Source organism: Micromonospora sp. WMMA1996 (assembly GCF_002573675.1).
Lineage (GTDB): Bacteria > Actinomycetota > Actinomycetes > Mycobacteriales > Micromonosporaceae > Micromonospora > Micromonospora sediminicola.
In genome coordinates this window covers 23,981-41,902 of the sequence record NZ_PDHU01000004.1, presented here as the reverse complement: position 1 = coordinate 41,902, position 17,922 = coordinate 23,981, and the positions used below count along the sequence as shown (strand labels likewise).

The 17,922-nt window shown below is 73.0% G+C and carries 15 protein-coding genes; 7 read left to right on the top strand and 8 right to left on the bottom strand.

What is annotated here, in order from left to right; translation table 11 throughout:
• Positions 1-13: 13 nt before the first annotated feature.
• Both COO58_RS24465 and COO58_RS24460 read right to left on the bottom strand, forming a co-directional pair.
• Positions 14-472, bottom strand: coding sequence for a hypothetical protein (locus COO58_RS24465; protein ID WP_098747432.1), 459 nt, complete (start codon positions 470-472; stop codon positions 14-16).
• Complete coding sequence (locus tag COO58_RS24460) at positions 454-1,113, bottom strand: HNH endonuclease family protein (RefSeq protein ID WP_091568442.1); 660 nt, start codon at positions 1,111-1,113, stop codon at positions 454-456. Before COO58_RS24460 ends, COO58_RS24465 begins: the two co-directional genes overlap by 19 nt.
• Before the next feature lie 109 nt (positions 1,114-1,222).
• On the opposite strand from COO58_RS24460, the gene COO58_RS24455 reads away from it, so the two are divergent.
• Complete coding sequence (locus COO58_RS24455; RefSeq protein ID WP_091568446.1) at positions 1,223-2,656, top strand: MFS transporter; 1,434 nt, start codon at positions 1,223-1,225, stop codon at positions 2,654-2,656.
• A gap of 114 nt (positions 2,657-2,770) precedes the next feature.
• Here the strand turns inward: COO58_RS24455 and leuA are convergent, their stop codons facing one another.
• Positions 2,771-4,516 carry a 2-isopropylmalate synthase gene (gene leuA, locus COO58_RS24450; RefSeq protein WP_098747430.1) on the bottom strand — a complete coding sequence of 582 codons (1,746 nt, stop codon included), beginning with the start codon at positions 4,514-4,516 and terminating at the stop codon, positions 2,771-2,773.
• Between the two features lie 237 nt (positions 4,517-4,753).
• Positions 4,754-6,028, bottom strand: coding sequence for an MFS transporter (locus COO58_RS24445; RefSeq protein ID WP_098747429.1), 1,275 nt, complete (start codon positions 6,026-6,028; stop codon positions 4,754-4,756).
• 77 nt (positions 6,029-6,105) lie between these two features.
• On the opposite strand from COO58_RS24445, the gene COO58_RS24440 reads away from it, so the two are divergent.
• Entirely contained in the window at positions 6,106-7,092 is a 987-nt protein-coding gene (locus tag COO58_RS24440) for a MarR family transcriptional regulator (protein WP_098747427.1), read from the top strand.
• Between the two features lie 47 nt (positions 7,093-7,139).
• Here the strand turns inward: COO58_RS24440 and COO58_RS24435 are convergent, their stop codons facing one another.
• On the bottom strand, positions 7,140-7,670 hold the full coding sequence (locus COO58_RS24435; RefSeq protein ID WP_091568465.1) for a nitroreductase family protein: 531 nt from the start codon (positions 7,668-7,670) through the stop codon (positions 7,140-7,142).
• An 84-nt stretch (positions 7,671-7,754) separates the two neighbouring features.
• Positions 7,755-8,519, bottom strand: a complete 765-nt coding sequence (locus COO58_RS24430; protein ID WP_098747426.1) for a hypothetical protein — start codon at positions 8,517-8,519, stop codon at positions 7,755-7,757.
• A 238-nt stretch (positions 8,520-8,757) separates the two neighbouring features.
• Between COO58_RS24430 and COO58_RS24425 the strand changes: the two genes are divergently transcribed.
• Complete coding sequence (locus COO58_RS24425) at positions 8,758-10,023, top strand: aspartate kinase (RefSeq protein WP_091568473.1); 1,266 nt, start codon at positions 8,758-8,760, stop codon at positions 10,021-10,023.
• Positions 10,024-10,028: 5 nt separating this feature from the next.
• On the top strand, positions 10,029-11,087 hold the full coding sequence (locus COO58_RS24420; protein ID WP_098747424.1) for an aspartate-semialdehyde dehydrogenase: 1,059 nt from the start codon (positions 10,029-10,031) through the stop codon (positions 11,085-11,087).
• Positions 11,088-11,217: 130 nt separating this feature from the next.
• Here the strand turns inward: COO58_RS24420 and COO58_RS24415 are convergent, their stop codons facing one another.
• On the bottom strand, positions 11,218-12,672 hold the full coding sequence (locus COO58_RS24415; protein ID WP_091568479.1) for a diguanylate cyclase: 1,455 nt from the start codon (positions 12,670-12,672) through the stop codon (positions 11,218-11,220).
• Positions 12,673-12,849: 177 nt separating this feature from the next.
• On the opposite strand from COO58_RS24415, the gene COO58_RS24410 reads away from it, so the two are divergent.
• From COO58_RS24410 to COO58_RS24400, 3 genes are all read left to right on the top strand, one after another.
• The gene (locus tag COO58_RS24410; RefSeq protein ID WP_098747562.1) at positions 12,850-13,629 is read left to right on the top strand and encodes a phosphodiesterase; all 780 of its coding nucleotides are present in this window, start codon (positions 12,850-12,852) and stop codon (positions 13,627-13,629) included.
• Between the two features lie 5 nt (positions 13,630-13,634).
• Positions 13,635-14,315, top strand: a complete 681-nt coding sequence (locus COO58_RS24405; RefSeq protein ID WP_091568483.1) for a histone deacetylase — start codon at positions 13,635-13,637, stop codon at positions 14,313-14,315.
• A 402-nt stretch (positions 14,316-14,717) separates the two neighbouring features.
• Positions 14,718-16,460, top strand: a complete 1,743-nt coding sequence (locus COO58_RS24400; protein ID WP_091568486.1) for a bifunctional UDP-sugar hydrolase/5'-nucleotidase — start codon at positions 14,718-14,720, stop codon at positions 16,458-16,460.
• A gap of 132 nt (positions 16,461-16,592) precedes the next feature.
• Here the strand turns inward: COO58_RS24400 and COO58_RS24395 are convergent, their stop codons facing one another.
• A complete protein-coding gene (locus COO58_RS24395; RefSeq protein WP_098747423.1) occupies positions 16,593-17,873 on the bottom strand; it encodes an MFS transporter in 1,281 nt (426 codons plus the stop codon).
• Positions 17,874-17,922 lie beyond the last annotated feature (49 nt).

Below are 17,922 nucleotides of genomic sequence, written 5' to 3'. Positions count from 1 at the left end.
ACGCGCCGCCGGCTCAGCCCTCGGGGCGGTTGAGCAGGCCCACCGCGATCGTGTGCACCGCGTCCACCGCGGCCGGGTCGGCCAGCGGGGCGCTGCCGCCGGTCACCGCGTACCACTCGTCGGCGTCCTTGTACTGCACCCGCAGCGTCACCCGGCCGTCGGCGTGTTCGGTGCGCAGGGTCAGCTCGCCGGTCACCACGCCGACCTCGTCGGTCATCACCCCGCCCGGACCGGCGGTGATGTCGGCCGTCCGGGCGGGTGCCCCGGCCGGGGCACCCGGCACGGCGTCGGCGGACATGCCCGCCCCGGAGACGTCGGCGGGCTCCGGCTGCCGACCGTCAGCCGTCATCCCGGCCGAGGCCGGGCCGGTCGCGGTGGTGTCACCGGCCGCCGCGGCGTCCTCGCCGGTGGCGTCCGGCGTCCTCTCCGGGGCCGGTGTGCCACCCGCCCCGGTCACGGCTTGCTCGCCCATGTGCAGCCCTCCAGCATGTCGGTGAGGGCGGCCTTCTCGGCACTGGTCACCGTCAGCCGCCAGTAGTGCTTGACCGTCACCCAGTCCGCCGCGTACTGGCACCAGTACGACCGGTTCGCCGGCTTCCACTGGGACGGGTCCTGGTCACCCTTTGCCCGGTTGGAGCGCAGAGAAACCGCGATGAGCTGCGGCCGGGTCTGGTCGTTGGCGAAGTCACCGCGCTTCGAGTCTTCCCACTCGTCCGCGCCGGATCGCCACGCGTTGGCCAGCGGGACGATGTGGTCGATGTCCACGTCCGAGGGGTCGGTCAGCACCACCCCGTCGTAGACGCTCTCCCACCGCCCGCCGACCACGTTGCAGCCGGAGAGCTTGATGCCCTCGCCGTCGCGCTGCAGCACGGTGTCCCGGACGTCGCAGTTCTTGCCGGTGTCCCGCCAGTGCGGGAAGCGGGAGCGGCTGTAGCCCTTCATCGACCCCGCGGCGGCCACGGTCAGCTCGCCGAGCTGCTGGTTCACGTTCCCGGCGGCGCTCGGTGGCGCGTCCGGTTCGGTGACGGAGGGGTCACAACCGGCCGCGCCGAGGGCGAGCACCGCGGCGAGCGCGGCGGTCAGCCCGGCTCGGAATCCTGATCTCGTACGCACAGACGACACCTCTCCAGCTTGCGGGCTCCGGGCGAGTCCGCACAGTACCCGGCGGCGGTTTCCGTGATTCGTGGCGTCGAGGGTGGAGTGCGGGGCAGAGTGGATAGCCGTGACCGCACCCGCTCCCGCACTGCGTACCGGCTCGGCCGCCGGGCGTGGCACCCTGCTCGCCGCGATCCTCGCCTCCGGCATGGTGTTCCTGGACAGCACCGTGGTCAACGTCGCGCTGCCGCGCCTCGGCGCGGAGCTGGACGCCACGGTGGCCGGTCTGCAGTGGACCGTCAACGGCTACCTCCTGATGCTGGCCGCGTTCGTGCTGCTCGGCGGCGCGTTGGGCGACCGGTTCGGCCGGCGACGGGTCTTCCTGATCGGGGTGGCCTGGTTCGCCGTCGCGTCGGTGCTCTGCGGGCTGGCCCAGGGCACCGGCTGGCTCGTCGCCGCCCGGTTCCTCCAGGGCGCGGGCGGGGCGCTGCTCACCCCCGGCTCGCTCTCCGTGCTCCAGGCCAGCTTCCATCCCGACGACCGGGGCAAGGCGATCGGCACCTGGTCCGGCCTGTCCGGTGTGTCCACCGCACTCGGGCCGCTGCTCGGCGGCTGGCTGATCGACACGCTCTCCTGGCGGTGGATCTTCTTCGTCAACCTGCCACTGGCCGTGGGCGTGGTGCTCGCCGCGATGCGCTGGGTGCCGGAGAGCCGGGACGAGGCGGTCTCGCGTACCGGGGGAGGGCGGGGGTTCGACGTGGCCGGCGCGCTGCTCGGCGCGCTGGCGCTCGGCGGCGTCACGTACGCGCTGATCGACGCCCCGGCGCAGGGCGCCTCCCCGGCGGTGCTGGCCGCCGCGGTGGTCGGGGTGGTCGCGGTGGTGGTGTTCGTGCTCGTCGAGCGGCGGCGCGGGGACACCGCGATGCTGCCCACCGGGCTGTTCTCCAGCCGGCTCTTCTCGGTGCTCAACGTCTTCACCGTGGTGGTGTACGCGGCGCTCGGCGGGTTCACCTTCTTCCTCGCCGTCTACCTGCAGAACGTGGTCGGCTGGTCGGCGCTGCTCACCGGCCTGGCCACGGTGCCGATGACGCTGCTGCTGCTGGTCGGCTCGCCCCGGGCCGGCGCGCTGTCCGCGCGGATCGGGCCCCGGCTGCCGCTCACCGTCGGTCCGGTGGTCGCCGCGGCGGGCCTGCTGCTGCTGCGCCGGGTCGGGCCGGGCGCCTCGTACTGGGTGGACGTGCTGCCCGGCGTGGCGCTGTTCGGGGCCGGGCTCACCCTGGTGGTCGCCCCGCTGACCACGTCGGTGCTGGGCGCCGTGGCGGACCGGTTCGCCGGGGTGGCCAGCGGCTTCAACAACGCCGCCTCCCGCGCCGGCGGCCTGCTCGCGGTGGCCGCGTTGCCGCTGCTGGTCGGACTCTCCGGCACCGGGTACGAGCAGAAGGGCGCGTTGGCCGACGCGTACCGGGGGGCGATGGCGTGGTGCGCGGGGCTGCTGCTGGGCGGCGCCCTGCTCGCCGTGGTGCTCATCCACCGCCCGGTGAAAGGAAGGGCCCCCTCTTAACGCCTCCGGTAGAGGAGGGGCCCCTTGTTAACACCGACGCCCGAAGGGTGCGGGGGTGTTAAGAAGGGCCCCTTCCTCTGCACGAAGCGTTAAGAAGGGGCCCTTCCTTGCACCTCAGGCGCGGGTGCGGTTGACGGCGCTGGTGACCGCCTTGATCGAGGCGGTGACGATGTTGGCGTCCACCCCGACACCCCACACCGTGCGGCCGTCCACCTCGCACTCCACGTACGCGGCGGCCTGCGCGTCACCGCCGGAGGACAGGGCGTGCTCGTGGTAGTCGAGCACGCGTACGGCCACGCCCAGCGACTGCAACGCGTTGACGTACGCGTCGATCGGGCCGTTGCCGACGGCGGTGAGCGGCCGGGTCTCGCCGTCGACGCCGACCCGGGCGTCGATCTCGACCTTGCCGTCGACGGTGCCGATGGTGTAGCCGGCCAGCGTGACCGCCGGGTCGACCTGGTGGTCGACCAGGTAGTTGCGGGCGAAGATCTCCCACATGGTGCCCGGCTCGACCTCGCCGCCGTCGTGGTCGGTGACCTGCTGCACGACGCCGGAGAACTCGATCTGGAGGCGGCGCGGCAGGTCGAGCTGGTGCTCGCTCTTCATGATGTACGCGACGCCGCCCTTGCCGGACTGCGAGTTGACCCGGATGACCGCCTCGTAGGTGCGGCCCAGGTCCTTCGGGTCGATCGGCAGGTAGGGCACGGCCCAGGTGAACTCGTCCACCGGCACCCCGGCCGCCGCCGCGTCGGCGTGCAGCGCGGCGAAGCCCTTGTTGATCGCGTCCTGGTGGGAGCCGGAGAACGCGGTGTAGACCAGGTCGCCCGCGTACGGGTGGCGCTCGTGCACCGGCAGCTGGTTGCAGTATTCGACGGCGCGCTTGACCTCGTCGATGTTCGAGAAGTCGATCATCGGGTCGATGCCCTGGGAGAACATGTTCAGGCCGAGCGTCACCAGGTCGACGTTGCCGGTGCGCTCGCCGTTGCCGAACAGGCAGCCCTCGATCCGGTCGGCGCCGGCCAGCAGGCCCAGCTCGGCGGCGGCCACGCCGGTGCCCCGGTCGTTGTGCGGGTGCAGGCTCAGCGACAGGCTGTCCCGTCGGGGCAGGTGCCGGTGCATCCACTCGATCGAGTCGGCGTAGACGTTGGGCATCGCCATCTCGACGGTGGCCGGCAGGTTGACGATCAGCTTCCGGTCCGGGGTGGGGTCGACGACCTCGATCACCGCCGCGCAGACCTCCAGCGCGTACTCCAGCTCGGTGCCGGTGTAGGACTCCGGCGAGTACTCGTAGTGGATGTCGGTGTCCGGGGTGTGGATCTCCGCGTACTTCTGGCAGAGCCGCGCGCCCTGGGTGGCGATGTCGGTGATGCCGTCGCGGTCCAGGCCGAAGACCACCCGGCGCTGCAGCGTCGAGGTCGAGTTGTAGAAGTGCACGATGGCCCGGCGGGCGCCGCGCAGCGACTCGAAGGTCCGCTCGATCAGGTGCTCCCGGCACTGGGTCAGCACCTGAATGGTGACGTCCTCGGGAATCAGGTCCTGCTCGATCAGCTGCCGCACGAAGTCGTAGTCGGTCTGGCTGGCCGACGGGAAGCCGACCTCGATCTCCTTGTAGCCCATCTGCACCAGGAGCTGGAACATCCGGCGCTTGCGCTCCGGCGACATCGGGTCGATCAGCGCCTGGTTGCCGTCGCGGAGGTCCACCGCGCACCAGCGGGGCGCGGTCTCGACGCGGCGGGTGGGCCAGGCGCGGTCGGGCAGGTCGACCCGGAACTGCCGGTCGTACGGGAGGTAACGGTGGACCGGCATCCGGCTGGGCCGCTGGCGGGCGAACGGATCGGTCTCGGTGACAGGTTGAGCCATCTCGGAGTGCTCCCTGGAACATGTGGCGTCAGCAGATCGGACGGTGTCGGCGAGATGCCGGGCGACGGTGCGCGGCGGTGCCGAGATGAAGATCGGATGTGCTGGACGGCGCGGTTCAACTCCGCGACGAGGTGCCGGCCGGTCAGGCCTCGTCGCGGCAGCCAAGGAGAAGGTACGCCTGCCACATGACAGGGTCACCCTACGTGGTGGGACGGGTGGTGGGAAGGTTGGTCCGGACTATGGGACCGGAGTCACCGCTTCGGTGGACTCCGGCACTCCGCCCAGCCGGGGCGTCCGCTCCGCCCAGGCCACCGCCGGCACGATCGCCGACCCGACCAGCACGAAGATCGCCGCCGTCGGATACCAGCCCCAGCCGCCGGTCGTCACACCGAGCGCGGTCAGCCCCGCCGGCGCGATCAGGTACTGCACCTGCTCGCCGAGCCGCAGCGCCCCCACGTACGCGCCGCGCTGGTCGTCCGGCGGAAGCGTGGCGGTGAGCCCCCAGGTGCCCGCCGACTCGATCAGCTCGGCCAGGATCAGCAGCGTCGCGGCGGCCACCAGCACCACCACGGTGAGCGCGCCCCGGGTGACCCCGGAGATCGGCAGGACCAGACAGAAGAGCGCGATCAGCAGGCCACCGCGGCGGGACGCCCGCGCCGCGCCCGCGGCGGTGTCGGCACCTCGGCTCACACGTACCTGGAGCAGCACGATCAGGACCGTGTTGAGCAGCACCAGGGCGGCGATCACGGTCTTCGGGGCGTCGGTGTGGGTGAGGATCCAGAGCGGCATGACCGTCAGGTAGAGCACCCCGTGCGCGGTGAGCAGCCCGGACAGCAGGGACACCGCCATGAACGGCCGGTCCCGCAGTACGGCGAGCCGACCCATCGGCTCCACCGGCCGGGTCACCTGCGGCAGTCGGGGCAGTCGTCGAATGAAGAGGGCCGTGACCAGGAAGACCGTCGCGATGAACCAGACCATTCCCCGGTACGCCTCGATCGTGTCCACCGCCAGCACCAGGCCGCTGATCACCGCGCCCAGCCCGAAGCCGACGTTCAACGACGACCGCTGGTACGCCATCGCGGTGACCCGTTCGGCCGGCGGGAGCGCGTTGATCGAGTAGACCTGACGGGCCACCCCGGTCGACGCGTCCACCGCCGCCAGCGCCACCACCACGGCGAGGAAGCCCGCGAAGCCGCCCACGAACGGGTACGTCGCGAAGAGCGCGGCGTTCAGCACCAGCCCGACCACCCAGACCCGCTGCGGCCCGTACCGGTCGGTGAGCCCGCCGAGCGGCACCGTGCCGAGCAGCGACACGCCTGCCGCGATGGACAGGCCCAGCCCGACCTGGGCGGCGCTGAGCCCGAGGGCCCGGGTGAAGAAGACGGCGCTGCCGGCGTGGAACAGGCCGCTGCCGACGGCTCCGACCATGGCCTGCACGGCCAGCGCGCGGGTCAGCCCGGCCGGCGGTACGACGTTTCGGACGGCGGTACGGATGGTGTCTCTGGCCCCCATGGCTCGGAAGTGAACCGTCCCCCCACGAGACCGGTCGAGCCTTTTAGGCTGGGCCGAATCCTGCTCCGGGGGTGCCTGTGTCCGAGTTGCGCTTCAGCCTGGCGGACGTGGCGGGTGTGCGGCTCGCCGTGTCGCCGGTCAACGAGACGGTCATGAGCATGTGGGCGCTGGCCGACCCGGTCCGCTATCCGGTGCACCTGCCCTGGATCGACCGCGCGCGGGTGACCCTGCGCCGTCCCGAGGTCGCCACCCGGGTCCGACCGCTGACGGAGCTGACCTGGCGCGGTTGCCCGTTGCCCGACTTCCTCACCCCGGCGGCCCGCCCGAACGTGGAGATGGCCGAGCAGCTCGACCAGATCGCGGCGACGCCGCCGGCCGTGGTGGTCCGGGACCTGATGGCGACCACCCCGCGCCGGCCGCTGAGTCCGTTCGGGCTGGCGCTGCTCGCCGACCCCCGTGGGCTGCTGCCGCAGCTCGTCGACGCGGTGCGGGTCTGGTTCGACGAGGCGATCGCCCCGGACTGGCCGCGGATGCGCGCGCTGCTCGACGCCGACGTGACGTACCGCGCGGCCCAGCTCGCCGAGAGCGGCGCCGGCCGGTTCTTCGGGCAGCTCCACCCGAGCCTGCGCTGGCTCGGCGACCGGTTGGTCAGCGACGATCCGTTCGAGCGGGACTTCGACCTGCGTGGTCGCGGGTTGGCGCTCAACCCGACGGTGTTCACCGACCGGCGGGTGCTGTGGAACCTGCTGGAGGACTCGTTGCCGGCCGGCGCGTATCCGGTCCGGGCGGTCGGGACGCTCTGGGAGGCGGCCACACCGCCGCCCGGCGACCCGCTGGCCAGGGTGCTGGGCCCCGGCCGGGCCGCGCTGCTGCACCTGCTCGATTCGGCGGTGACCACGACCGACCTGGCCCGGCTGACCGGGATGTCGGCGGGAAACGTCTCCCAGCACCTCACCGCGCTGCACGCGGCCGGGCTGGTCGCCCGCTGCCGGGTCGGGCGGCACGTGCTCTATCGCAACACCGACGTCGGGGCGGCTCTGCTCCGAGCCCCCCGCGGCGTCTGACCCGGCATCACCGGCCGCCGGCGCCACGACGGTCGATCGTCCGAGGCTCAGCGCAGCAGCAGGGCGGGCAGGGGGCGCCGGCGGCGCAGCGCGGTCTCCCGGGCGTACAGGTCGGGCGGGAGTGTGGCCGGGTCACCGAGGCGGCCGACGGCGACCACCACCAGCGGCCGGACGTCGTCGGGCAGGTCCAGCTCGGTGGCGAGGCGGGGCCGGTCGAGCCGGGTGAGCTGGCGTACGTGCAGGCCCAGCGCGGTGGCCTGCACGGTGAGGTGGGCGACCGCCTGGCCCAGGTCGTAGGCGCTCCGCTCGGGGTCGTCACCGGCGTGCGCGGCGAGCAGCAGGGCGGCGGCGTGCCGGGCCCAGCCCTGGTCGGCGTCGGGCAGGCCGACCAGGATGTGCTTCCAGGTCTCGTCCTGCCGGTGTCCGAGCGCGAACCGCCACGGCTGGGCGTTGCCCGCGGAGGGGGCCCACCGGGCGGCCTCCAGCAGGGTGGCCTCCTCGTCGGTGCTCAGCCGCGCGTCGGGGTCGAAGGCGCGCGGGCTCCACCGGAAGGCGAGCAGCGGGGTCAGGTCGGCCATGGGGACAGACTTCCCGAGGGGTGTGTCATCGGGCCGCCCGGGGGTCGCCAGATGTGGTCAAGGGCACCCGTAACGGACAAAGCGCTACGACGTTGTCGGCTCCGGCGCGTCCCGGCCGACCGGTTCGCTGTAGCCCACCGCACCGGCCAGCTCCACCGTCGCCGGCGCGGGGCCCGGCTCACCGGTCAGCGTGAGCATGCCGAACGCGGCGCGGACCGCCACCGGGGTGCCGTCCTCCCGGTAGCAGTAGATGCCGACGTCCAGCGGGGCGTTCATCGAGGCCGAGGTCGAGTCGACGGCATAGCACCTGCCGGTGACGCCGGTCGGCGCAGCGGCGGGGGAGACCGCCAGCGGGGCCCGCCGGTCGGTGAGCACCTCCAGCCAGTCGGTGAACGGGTGCTGCACCCGGGGGTCCAGCCGGCGGGGCACCGCGTCGTCGGCGTCGCCGAGACGTACGCAGGAGGCCGGCTCCGCCCGGCCGGCGGAGGGGAGAACGCACTGGAACAGCCCGTCGGAGGTGGCGGCGAGCGAGACGTCCACCGTGCCGTCGTGCGCCCAGCCGGGCACGTCGACCCGCCAGCTGCCGTCGTCGGCGCTGGTCACCGCGACGGTGCGGGGAGTGCCCCCGGTGGGGGTGAAGGCGTACGTGGCGGTGAAGTGTCGGTCCTGCGCGGCGGCGGCCACCCCGGCCAGTTCGTCGCGGGCGGCGTCGACCTGCACCGGGACCGGGTCGGCGTCGCCCGTCGGGGTCACCGCCGGCGGGTCGGCCCCGCATCCGGCCAGCACCGTCGGCAGGAGGAGCGCGAGTACGCCGGTCCGCCTCGGAACCGCGCGTCGATGAGCGTGCACCGGCCCATTCTGCTGGCTGGTGGTGGCCCGGGTCAGCCCACCGTACGGCTGTACCGCTTGGCGTGTCCGTGGTCCGCGGGGCTGGTGAGCCGCCCCACGCCGGGGCCGGATGGTGGGATCACCCGACCCGGCGTCGTGGCCCGCCCGATACCCTGAGGAGGTCTGACACACGCCGCCGGACGAAACGCCCGGCGGCGTCGGCACGCTCAGGGTCGTCGCTGGGAGGGAGTGCACCGTCGTGGCACTCGTGGTGCAGAAGTACGGCGGGTCCTCCGTCGCCAACGCCGAGCGGATCAAGCGGGTGGCCGAGCGCATCGTGGCGGCCCGCAAGGCGGGCGACGACGTGGTCGTGGTGGTCTCCGCCATGGGTGACACCACCGACGAGCTGCTCGACCTGGCCAACCAGGTCAGCCCGTTGCCGCCGGGCCGCGAGCTGGACATGCTGCTCACCGCCGGGGAGCGGATCTCCATGGCGCTGCTCGCCATGGCCATCCACAACCTGGGGTACGAGGCCCGCTCGTTCACCGGTTCCCAGGCCGGCGTGATCACCACCTCGGTGCACGGCCGGGCCCGGATCATCGACGTGACCCCGGGGCGGCTCAAGGGCGCGCTGGACGAGGGCGCGGTGGTCATCGTCGCCGGTTTCCAGGGCGTCTCGCAGGACACCAAGGACGTCACCACGCTCGGCCGGGGCGGCTCCGACACCACCGCCGTGGCGCTCGCCGCCGCGCTCCACGCCGACGTCTGCGAGATCTACACCGACGTGGACGGCATCTTCTCCGCCGACCCGCGGATCGTGCCGAACGCCCGGCACATCAAGCAGATCACCTACGAGGAGATGCTGGAGCTGGCCGCCTGCGGCGCGAAGGTGCTGCACCTGCGCAGCGTCGAGTACGCGCGGCGCGCGGGCTTGCCGATCCACGTCCGTTCGTCATACTCGACCAACACCGGCACGATGGTCACCGGATCGATGGAGGACCTTCCTGTGGAACAGGCACTGATCACCGGGGTCGCCCACGACCGCAGCGAGGCGAAGATCACCATCGTCGGGGTGCCGGACGAGCCGGGCGCCGCCGCGCGGATCTTCGACACCGTGGCCGGCGCCGAGATCAACATCGACATGATCGTGCAGAACGTGTCCACCGAGGGCACCGGCCGCACCGACATCTCGTTCACGCTGCCCAAGGCGGACGGCCCGACCGCGATGGCCGCGCTCAGCAAGATCCAGGAGTCGGTCAAGTTCAAGGGCCTGCTCTACGACGACCACGTCGGCAAGGTCTCGCTGATCGGCGCCGGCATGCGCTCGCACCCGGGCGTCGCCGCCGGGTTCTTCGCCGCGCTCGGCACCGCCGGGGTGAACATCGAGATGATCTCCACCTCGGAGATCCGGGTCTCCGTGGTCTGCCGGGACACCGACCTCGACAAGGCGGTCCGGGCCATCCACGACGCCTTCGAGCTGGGTGGTGACACCGAAGCCGTCGTCTACGCCGGCACCGGGCGGTAGCGCGGATGGCGTCGTTACCCACCCTCGCCGTGGTCGGGGCGACAGGTGCCGTCGGCACGGTGATGTGCCAGATCCTCTCCTCCCGCCGCAACGTGTGGGGCGAGATCCGGTTGCTCGCCTCCGAACGGTCGGCCGGTCGCCGCATCCTGTGCCGGGGTGAGGAGCTGACCGTCCAGGCGCTCACCGCCGACGCGTTCGACGGTGTCGACGTGGCGATGTTCGACGTGCCGGACGACGTGGCGGCCGAGTGGGCGCCGGTCGCGGTGGCGCGCGGCGCGGTGGTGGTGGACAACTCCGGCGCGTTCCGGATGGACCGGGACGTGCCGCTGGTGGTCCCCGAGATCAACCCCGAGCAGGTGCGCAACCGGCCGAAGGGGATCATCGCCAACGCCAACTGCACCACCCTGGCCATGATCGTGGCGATCGCCCCGCTGCACCGCGAGTACGGCCTGCGCGAGCTGGTCCTCGCCTCGTACCAGGCGGTGTCCGGGGCGGGGCAGGCCGGGGTGGACGCGCTGCACCTCCAGCTCGGCAAGATCGCCGGGGACCGGGTGCTCGGGTCCCGCGCCGGCGACGTGCGCCAGGCGGTCGGCGACGAGCTGGGCCCGTTCCCGGCGCCGTTGGCGCTGAACGTGGTGCCGTGGGCCGGCTCGCTGGCCGACGGCGGCTGGTCCTCCGAGGAGATGAAGCTCCGCAACGAGTCGCGCAAGATCCTCGGGCTGCCCGACCTGAAGATCTCCGCCACCTGCGTCCGGGTGCCCGTGGTGACCGGTCACTCGGTCGCCGTGCACGCGGTCTTCGCCACCGAGGTGGACGCCGAGGGCGCCCGCGAGGTGCTGCGCAACGCGCCGGGCGTGATCCTGGTCGACGACCCGGCGGCCGGGGAGTTCCCGATGCCGATCGACGCGGTCGGCACCGACCCGTCCTGGGTGGGCCGCATCCGCCGCGCCGTGGACGACCCCAGAGCCCTGGACCTCTTCGTGACCGGCGACAACCTCCGCAAGGGCGCCGCCCTCAACACCGCCCAGATCGCCGAACTCCTCGCCAAGGCCCTGACCTCCTGACTGCCTGACCCCCTGACCTGCCCCCGCTTCCTGCGCGATCTTGCACTTCGTGCCCGGGCATCGTGGACATATGCCGCGCATCAGGGGCTGGAACCGCAAGATCGACGGCGGGTGGGGGTGCGGGCGGTGGTCAGGCGGCGGAGAGGTGGATGCCGTCTCGGCCGTGGCGTTTGACCGCGTAGAGGGCCTGGTCGGCGCGGTGGAGGGTGCGCTCGGGGGTCTCGCCGGGGCGGGGCAGCGCGACGCCGACGCTGATCGTCCGACCGGTACGCCGGGCCGCCTCGGTCAACCGCTCGGCGATCCGGACCGCCTCCTCCGGGCGGCTCACCTCGATCACCGCGACGAACTCGTCGCCCCCGGTCCGGTACAGCTCGTCGCCCTGCCGCAGCGCGCCCTCCAGCGCCCGGGCCAGCCCCACCAGCAGCCGGTCGCCGGCCTGGTGGCCGTACGTGTCGTTGACGTCCTTGAACCCGTCCACGTCGATCGCCAGCAGGGCGGTACGCCCCGGCGTGGCGCTGGCGATCCGCTGCCCGAACGGGCCGGTGTGCCGGAGGCCGGTGAGCGGATCGGAGTTGGCCTGCTCGCGCAGCCGCGCCAGCGTGCGCAGCCGGTCCCGGCAGGTCCACGCCTGCCCGGCCAGCAACTCGATCAGGTTGACGGTGGTCGGGTCGGGGCGCAGCAGCCGCTCGTCGGCGACCAGCAGCACCCCGCCGGCGGTCGGCGTGCCGACCGGCACCGCCACCAGCGTGCGCGCGCCGGCCCGGGTCAGCGGCAGATACTCCTCGGTCGGCGGGTGCCCCGCCTCGCCCAGCGTGTACGCCGAGCCGTACCGGTGGGCACGGTCGATCATCCGGTCCAGCGCGACCGGCCCGGCCTCACCCAGCTCGGCCCGGATCCGCGCCTCCAGCTCACCGGGGGTGTCGGTGGGCGCGTTCAACCGGGGCCCGCGCCGGCCGGTGAGCACCAGCACGGCCGCGGCGAGCGCGGACACGTCCCGGGCGGCGGCGATCGCGGCGGTCGTCAGGTCCCAGTCCGTCGGCGCGGCGGTGAACGCGGCAGCGTGCCGGAGCAGCTTCTCGCTGCGGCTCTCGGCCGGCGGGCCGCCGAGCGCCGCGATCCGGGCGCCGAGCCGGTCGGCCAGCCGCTCGGCGGTCTCCCGCCACGGCGTGAGCCCGACCGGTTCGCTCCACTGCAGGTCGAGCACGCCGATCGGGTGGCCGTCCGGGTCGCGTACCGGCACGCAGAGCTCCGCGGTGACGTCCGGCCGGACCGGGAGGTAGTCGGGGTCGGCGGCCACGTCGGGCACGGCGGCGGTCTCCCCGGAGGCGTAGACCCGCCGCACCACGGACGGCTCGGGCCGGTGGTGGGCCGGCGTCCCGTCGGTCGTCGCCGGGACGTGCGAGAAGACCTGCCAGGCGCCGGTCGCCGCGACGCACCGGAGCCGGTCGTGGACCCGGAGCAGGATCGTCGCGGTCGCCGGGGTGTGCCGGGCGAGCGCGGCGGCCGTCCACTGGCACGCCTCCGGCACGGTCGACGCCGTGGGAAGGCGTGCCGTGACGTCGCGGAGAACTCGCTCGTGATCCACGTCGTTCCTGCTCGGAGGGGGTCGGGTGCGATCAAATGTACTCAGCGCGGCGGCCGTCGACCTTCGTACACATGTGCTATCCACAGGCTGTGGACGCGGCCTGTGGGTACCGGGCGGGCCTGCGCGGCGCGGCCCGCCGGCGATAGCGTGGAGGCCCCGGGCTCCGAGGAGGCGCCGATGCTCATCGCCCAGCTCAGCGACCCGCACGTGACCACCGGTCCGCTCGCCGCCGAGCCGGCCTCCGGGCTGCACCGGGCGCTCGGGTCGGTGCTCGCCCTGCGTCCCCGGCCCGACTGCGTGGTGATCACCGGCGACCTCACCAACAACGGTCGGCCGGACGAGTACCTCGCCCTCCGCGAGATCGTCGGGCGCTTCCCGTTGCCCGTCCACCTGGCCACCGGCAACCACGACGACCGCGAGTCGCTGCTCGACACGTTCGGCGGCACCCCCCACCTGGCCGGCGGGTTCTCCGCGCACTACCACGTCGACCATCCGGACGCCACGCTCGTGGTGCTCGACTCGCTCACCGCGGGCAGCTCCGACGGGCGGCTCGGCGACGAGCAGCTCGACTGGCTCGACGGCGTGCTCGCCGGCCGTCCGGAGGCGCCCGCCGTCGTGTGCCTGCACCATCCGCCGATCGCGGTGGGCATCCCGGCCGCCGACGCGATCCGGCTCGCCGACGGGGACGCGCTCGCCGCCGTGGTCGCGCGGCACCCCCACGTCGTACGCGTCGCCGCGGGTCACCTGCACCGCCCGGTGACCAGCGCGTTCGCCGGCACGGTGCTGACCACCGCGCCGAGCACCTGGGTGCAGGCGAGCCTGACCATGACCGACGAGGAGGAGATCGGCCTGGTCGCCGAGCCGACCGCGTTCCTGCTGCACCGGGTGGCCGACGGTGGCTGCGTCACGCACACCGTCCAGGTGAGCCACGCCGCGGGGCGGACCTGCTGGTTCTGACCGCCGTGCCGCTCCTCTGGTATGTCGCGTACGGCTCCAACCTGCACGCGTCGCGGCTCGACTGGTACCTGCGCGGCGGGCGTCCGCCGGGCGGGCTGCGCACGTACCCGGGCTGCCGGGACTGCCGACCACCGGAGCGGACGGTCGCGGCGCTGATCCCCGGCGGCGTCTACTTCGCCGGTGAGTCCCGGGCCTGGACCGGCGGGATGGCGTTCTACGACCCGGGGTTGCCCGGCCGGGCGGCGGCGCGCGGCTACCTGGTGACGGTCGAACAGTTCGCCGACATCGCGGCGCAGGAGATGTACCGGCCGCCGGGCGCCGACCTGGCCGGCATCCGCGCGGCGATCACCACCGGCCGGGCCACGCTCGGGTCGGGCCGTTACGAGACGCTGCTGCGGGTCGGCACCCGCGACGGCCTGCCGATGCTCACGTTCACCGCCCCGCACCGGGCGGTGGACGTGCCGTGGACCCGGCCGGCGCCGGTCTACCTCGGCATGCTGGCGCGCGGGCTGCGGGAGGCGCACGGCTGGGACGTCGCGCGGACCGTCGACTACCTGGCGGGCCGGCCCGGGGTCGCCGGTCGGTGGAGCCGGTCGGCGCTGCGCGTGGTGGCCGGCGGGGGACCTCCCTCCGACGGTGAGTCGAGTTCGGACAGTTCGGTTCGGGTGCCGGTCCGTCCGGTGTGAACGACCGTTCGGCTCGCGACGGGTGGTCCGGCGGGAGTTTTTCCGGTAAGCAAGGTTGCCAGCGCAACGGTTTCCGCGTGACATGAGCGACGGCGCCGGCTCCCTGGTCCCTGGGGGCCGGCGCCCTGGGTGTCGCTGCGACCGACAGCGTGCCCCGTGCGGGAATTCACCTGACCGTCATGTCGGACTCGTCGGGCAGACCGGTACGGGTCGCCCAGCGGGGCGAGGATTCCGGATGACGCCCCGGTCGACCTGCGGGCCGGTGGATGAGAAGCTACCCCCGGCGGGGCGGCGTTCCCCCGAGTGCCGCCTTCCGCGATCGACCCCTGTCACGGCACGGATCAGGGTCACCGGGCGAACCATCGTCCGGACACCACGCGCCGGTATCTCACGAGGAGTTCCATGTCCGTCCCCGGGATGCGCCGCCGGGCCGCCGTCGGCCTGGCCGCACTCGCCGTGACCGCGTTCAGCGCGGTCGCCGTCACCCCCGACCAGGCCGAGGCCCACTCGAAGCCGGTCGACGTCCAGCTGCTCGCGATCAACGACTTCCACGGCAATCTGGAGCCGCCGAGCGGGTCCAGCGGCGTCATCGACGGTCAGCCCGCCGGTGGTGCGGAATACCTGGCCAGCCACCTGAAGGCCATGCGCGCGGCAGCCCAGCAGCAGGGCAAGGGCACGGTCACGGTCGCCGCCGGCGACCTGATCGGCGCCTCGCCGCTGCTCTCCGCCGCGTTCCACGACGAGCCCACCATCGAAGAGATGAACCTCGCCGGGCTCGAGTTCGCCAGCGTCGGCAACCACGAGTTCGACGAGGGCGCGGCCGAGCTGCTGCGGATGCAGCGCGGTGGCTGCCACCCGGTGGACGGCTGCGCCGACGGCACCCCGTTCGAGGGCGCCACGTTCAAGTACCTCTCGGCGAACGCCTTCAAGACCAAGACCGGCCTGCCGCTGATGCAGCCGTTCGGCATCAAGATCGTCAAGGGTGTGCCGATCGGTTTCATCGGGATGACCCTGGAGGGCACCCCGAACATCGTCAGCCAGCAGGGCGTCGCCGGCCTGCGCTTCACCGACGAGGCCGACACCGCCAACAAGTACGCCAAGATCCTGCGGCTGCTCGGCGTCAAGAGCATCGTCGTGCTGCTGCACGAGGGCGGTGTGCAGAACGGTGGCGGCATCAACGACTGCACCGGGTTCAGCGGCCCGATCGTCGACATCGCCAACCGGATGGACCCGTCCATCGACGTGATCGTCAGCGGGCACACCCACGCCGCGTACAACTGCAACATCAACGGCAAGCTGGTCACCAGCGCCAGCTCGTTCGGCCGCCTGGTCACCGACATCAACCTGAAGATCGACCCGCGTACCCGGGACGTCATCAGCGCGTCGGCCAACAACGTCGTGGTCACCCGGACCGTCGAGAAGGACCCGGCCTCGACCGAGCTGATCAACCGGTACAAGACCGCCCTCGGCCCGGTGGCCGACCGGGTGGTCGGCGAGACCACCACCGCGATCACCAAGACCCAGGAGAACCTGTACCAGACCGGGGTCGACGCGAACGGCAAGCCGACGTACCAGACCGGTGAGTCGCCGCTGGGCAACCTGATCGCGGACGCCCAGCTCGCCGCGACCGACACCGAGCAGAACGCGGTCGCCGCGTTCATGAACCCCGGTGGCGTCCGCGCCGACCTCGACGCCGGCCCGGTCACCTACGCCGAGGCGTTCACCGTCCAGCCGTTCGCCAACAACCTGGTGACGCTGGACCTGACCGGCGCCCAGCTCTACTGCATGCTGGAGCAGCAGTTCACCGTGGCCCGGGTGCTCTACGCGTCGTCGACCGTGAACTACGTCGTCGACGTCAACGGCACCACCGCGCCGGCCGGCACCCCGTGCGCCGGCACCCGGGTGGTCCGGGGCAGCCTCACCATCAACGGCACCCCGGTGACCGACACCGCGACCTACCGGGTCACGGTGAACAACTTCCTCGCCGGTGGCGGCGACGGCTTCAGCGTCCTGACCGGAGGCACCAACGCGGTGACCGGTCAGATCGACCTGGACGCCTTCACCGCGTACCTGACCGAGAAGTCGCCGGTGTCCGCGCCGGCGCTGGACCGGATCCGGACCACCGCGGAGGTTCCCGCCGCCTGACGGCACCGCACCGCCAACGGGCCCCGGAGCGCTGCTCCGGGGCCCGTTGCCGTCCGTGCCGGTCGAGGAGTTCGCGTCGGGGAGGGGTGCCGAAGCGTGCCGCGAACGCCTTGGTCGATGAGCCTGGGGAGGTCAGGCCGCCGGCACTGGCTCGGGGTCCCGCGCCGGGCGGCCGTCCTGCGCGGGGGTGAGCAGGGGGCGCAGTGACAGCGCGAGCAGTGAGGCGACCAGGCAGCCGCCCACGACGACGGCCACCCAGACCCGCCCGTCGGCCGCGCCGATCAACGGTCCGGCGGTGACCGGGCCGACGACCCCGCTGATCCCGAAGATCATCGAGCTCATCGCGTTGTAGCGACCGCGCAGCTCGTCGGTGGCCAGCGCGTTGGTCAGGGCCGGCATCACCGGCGACAGCATCGTCTCGCCGAACCCGAAGATCGCCGAGCAGGCCACCACGCCGAGCGCCGCGAGCAACGCGTTGCCACCGCCGACCACACCGGCCGCACCGAGCACCAGCCAGGCGCCCGCGAAGACCGCGCCGACCGTCGCCAGCGCGCCGGTGCGGCTGCGCCCCTCCAGCCGGCGGAGCACCAGCAGCTGGGAGAGCACGATCATCACGGTGTTCGCGGCCAGCGCCCAGGCCACCACGCGGGGTGTCACCTCCACCACCCGCACCGAGTACGCGGCGAAGCCCACCTCGATCTGCGCGTACCCGCAGGTGGTGAGCACCAGGCCGAAGACGACCAGCCGGCGGAACGGCCGGTCCCGCAACACCGTCAGGTAGCCACCGCTGACCGGGGTGACGCCGCCCTCCGGGACCGCGGTCGTGGCCGGGCGACGCCCGACGTGGGGCAGGGTGAGCAGGATCAGGGCGGGGGTCAGATAGCTCACCGCGTCCAGCACGTAGATCGCCTGGAACGTGGCCGGCCGGGCCACGTCGACCACCGCGCCGGAGATCAGGCCGCCGACGCCGATGCCGAGGTTGAGCAGGGCGAAGTTCAACCCGAAGACACGCTGTCGCTCACCGTCACCGGTGAGCGACGCCAGGATGGTGTTCTGCCCGGCCCAGATCGCCGAACTGCCGACCGCGACCAGGGTCATCACCCCGAACGCGGAGGCGGTCGAGTCGACCAGCGCCAGCGACCCGGTGCCGACCGCCTCGACCACCAGGCACGGCAGCACCACCCGCCGGGCGCCGAACCGGTCGATCAGCGTCCCGCCCAGCGGAGAGAGCGCCAACGTCACCGCGCCGAACCAGCCGATCACCAGACCCGCCCGGGCGTCGGTCAGCCCGCGTACGTCGGTCAGGTAGATGAACAGGAACGGCAGGGTGAGGCCGCGCCCGACCGCGGAGAGCAGCGTGCCGACCAGGATCCGGCGGGCTTCGGGACGGGCGGGCAGGGCGCGGCGCAGCATGGCTGGATTCTGTGCGGCGGGTACGACGGCCGCGACCCGTTTACCCCGG

Excerpts from the sequence above, each read along its gene's own strand:
- COO58_RS24465 (WP_098747432.1), bottom strand. The coding sequence starts at position 472 with ATGGGCGAGCAAGCCGTGACCGGGGCGGGTGGCACACCGGCCCCGGAG.
- leuA (WP_098747430.1), bottom strand. The coding sequence starts at position 4,516 with ATGGCTCAACCTGTCACCGAGACCGATCCGTTCGCCCGCCAGCGGCCC.
- COO58_RS24445 (WP_098747429.1), bottom strand. The coding sequence starts at position 6,028 with ATGGGGGCCAGAGACACCATCCGTACCGCCGTCCGAAACGTCGTACCG.
- COO58_RS24435 (WP_091568465.1), bottom strand. The coding sequence starts at position 7,670 with ATGGCCGACCTGACCCCGCTGCTCGCCTTCCGGTGGAGCCCGCGCGCC.
- COO58_RS24420 (WP_098747424.1), top strand. The coding sequence starts at position 10,029 with ATGGCGTCGTTACCCACCCTCGCCGTGGTCGGGGCGACAGGTGCCGTC.
- COO58_RS24410 (WP_098747562.1), top strand. The coding sequence starts at position 12,850 with ATGCTCATCGCCCAGCTCAGCGACCCGCACGTGACCACCGGTCCGCTC.
- COO58_RS24400 (WP_091568486.1), top strand. The coding sequence starts at position 14,718 with ATGTCCGTCCCCGGGATGCGCCGCCGGGCCGCCGTCGGCCTGGCCGCA.
- COO58_RS24395 (WP_098747423.1), bottom strand. The coding sequence starts at position 17,873 with ATGCTGCGCCGCGCCCTGCCCGCCCGTCCCGAAGCCCGCCGGATCCTG.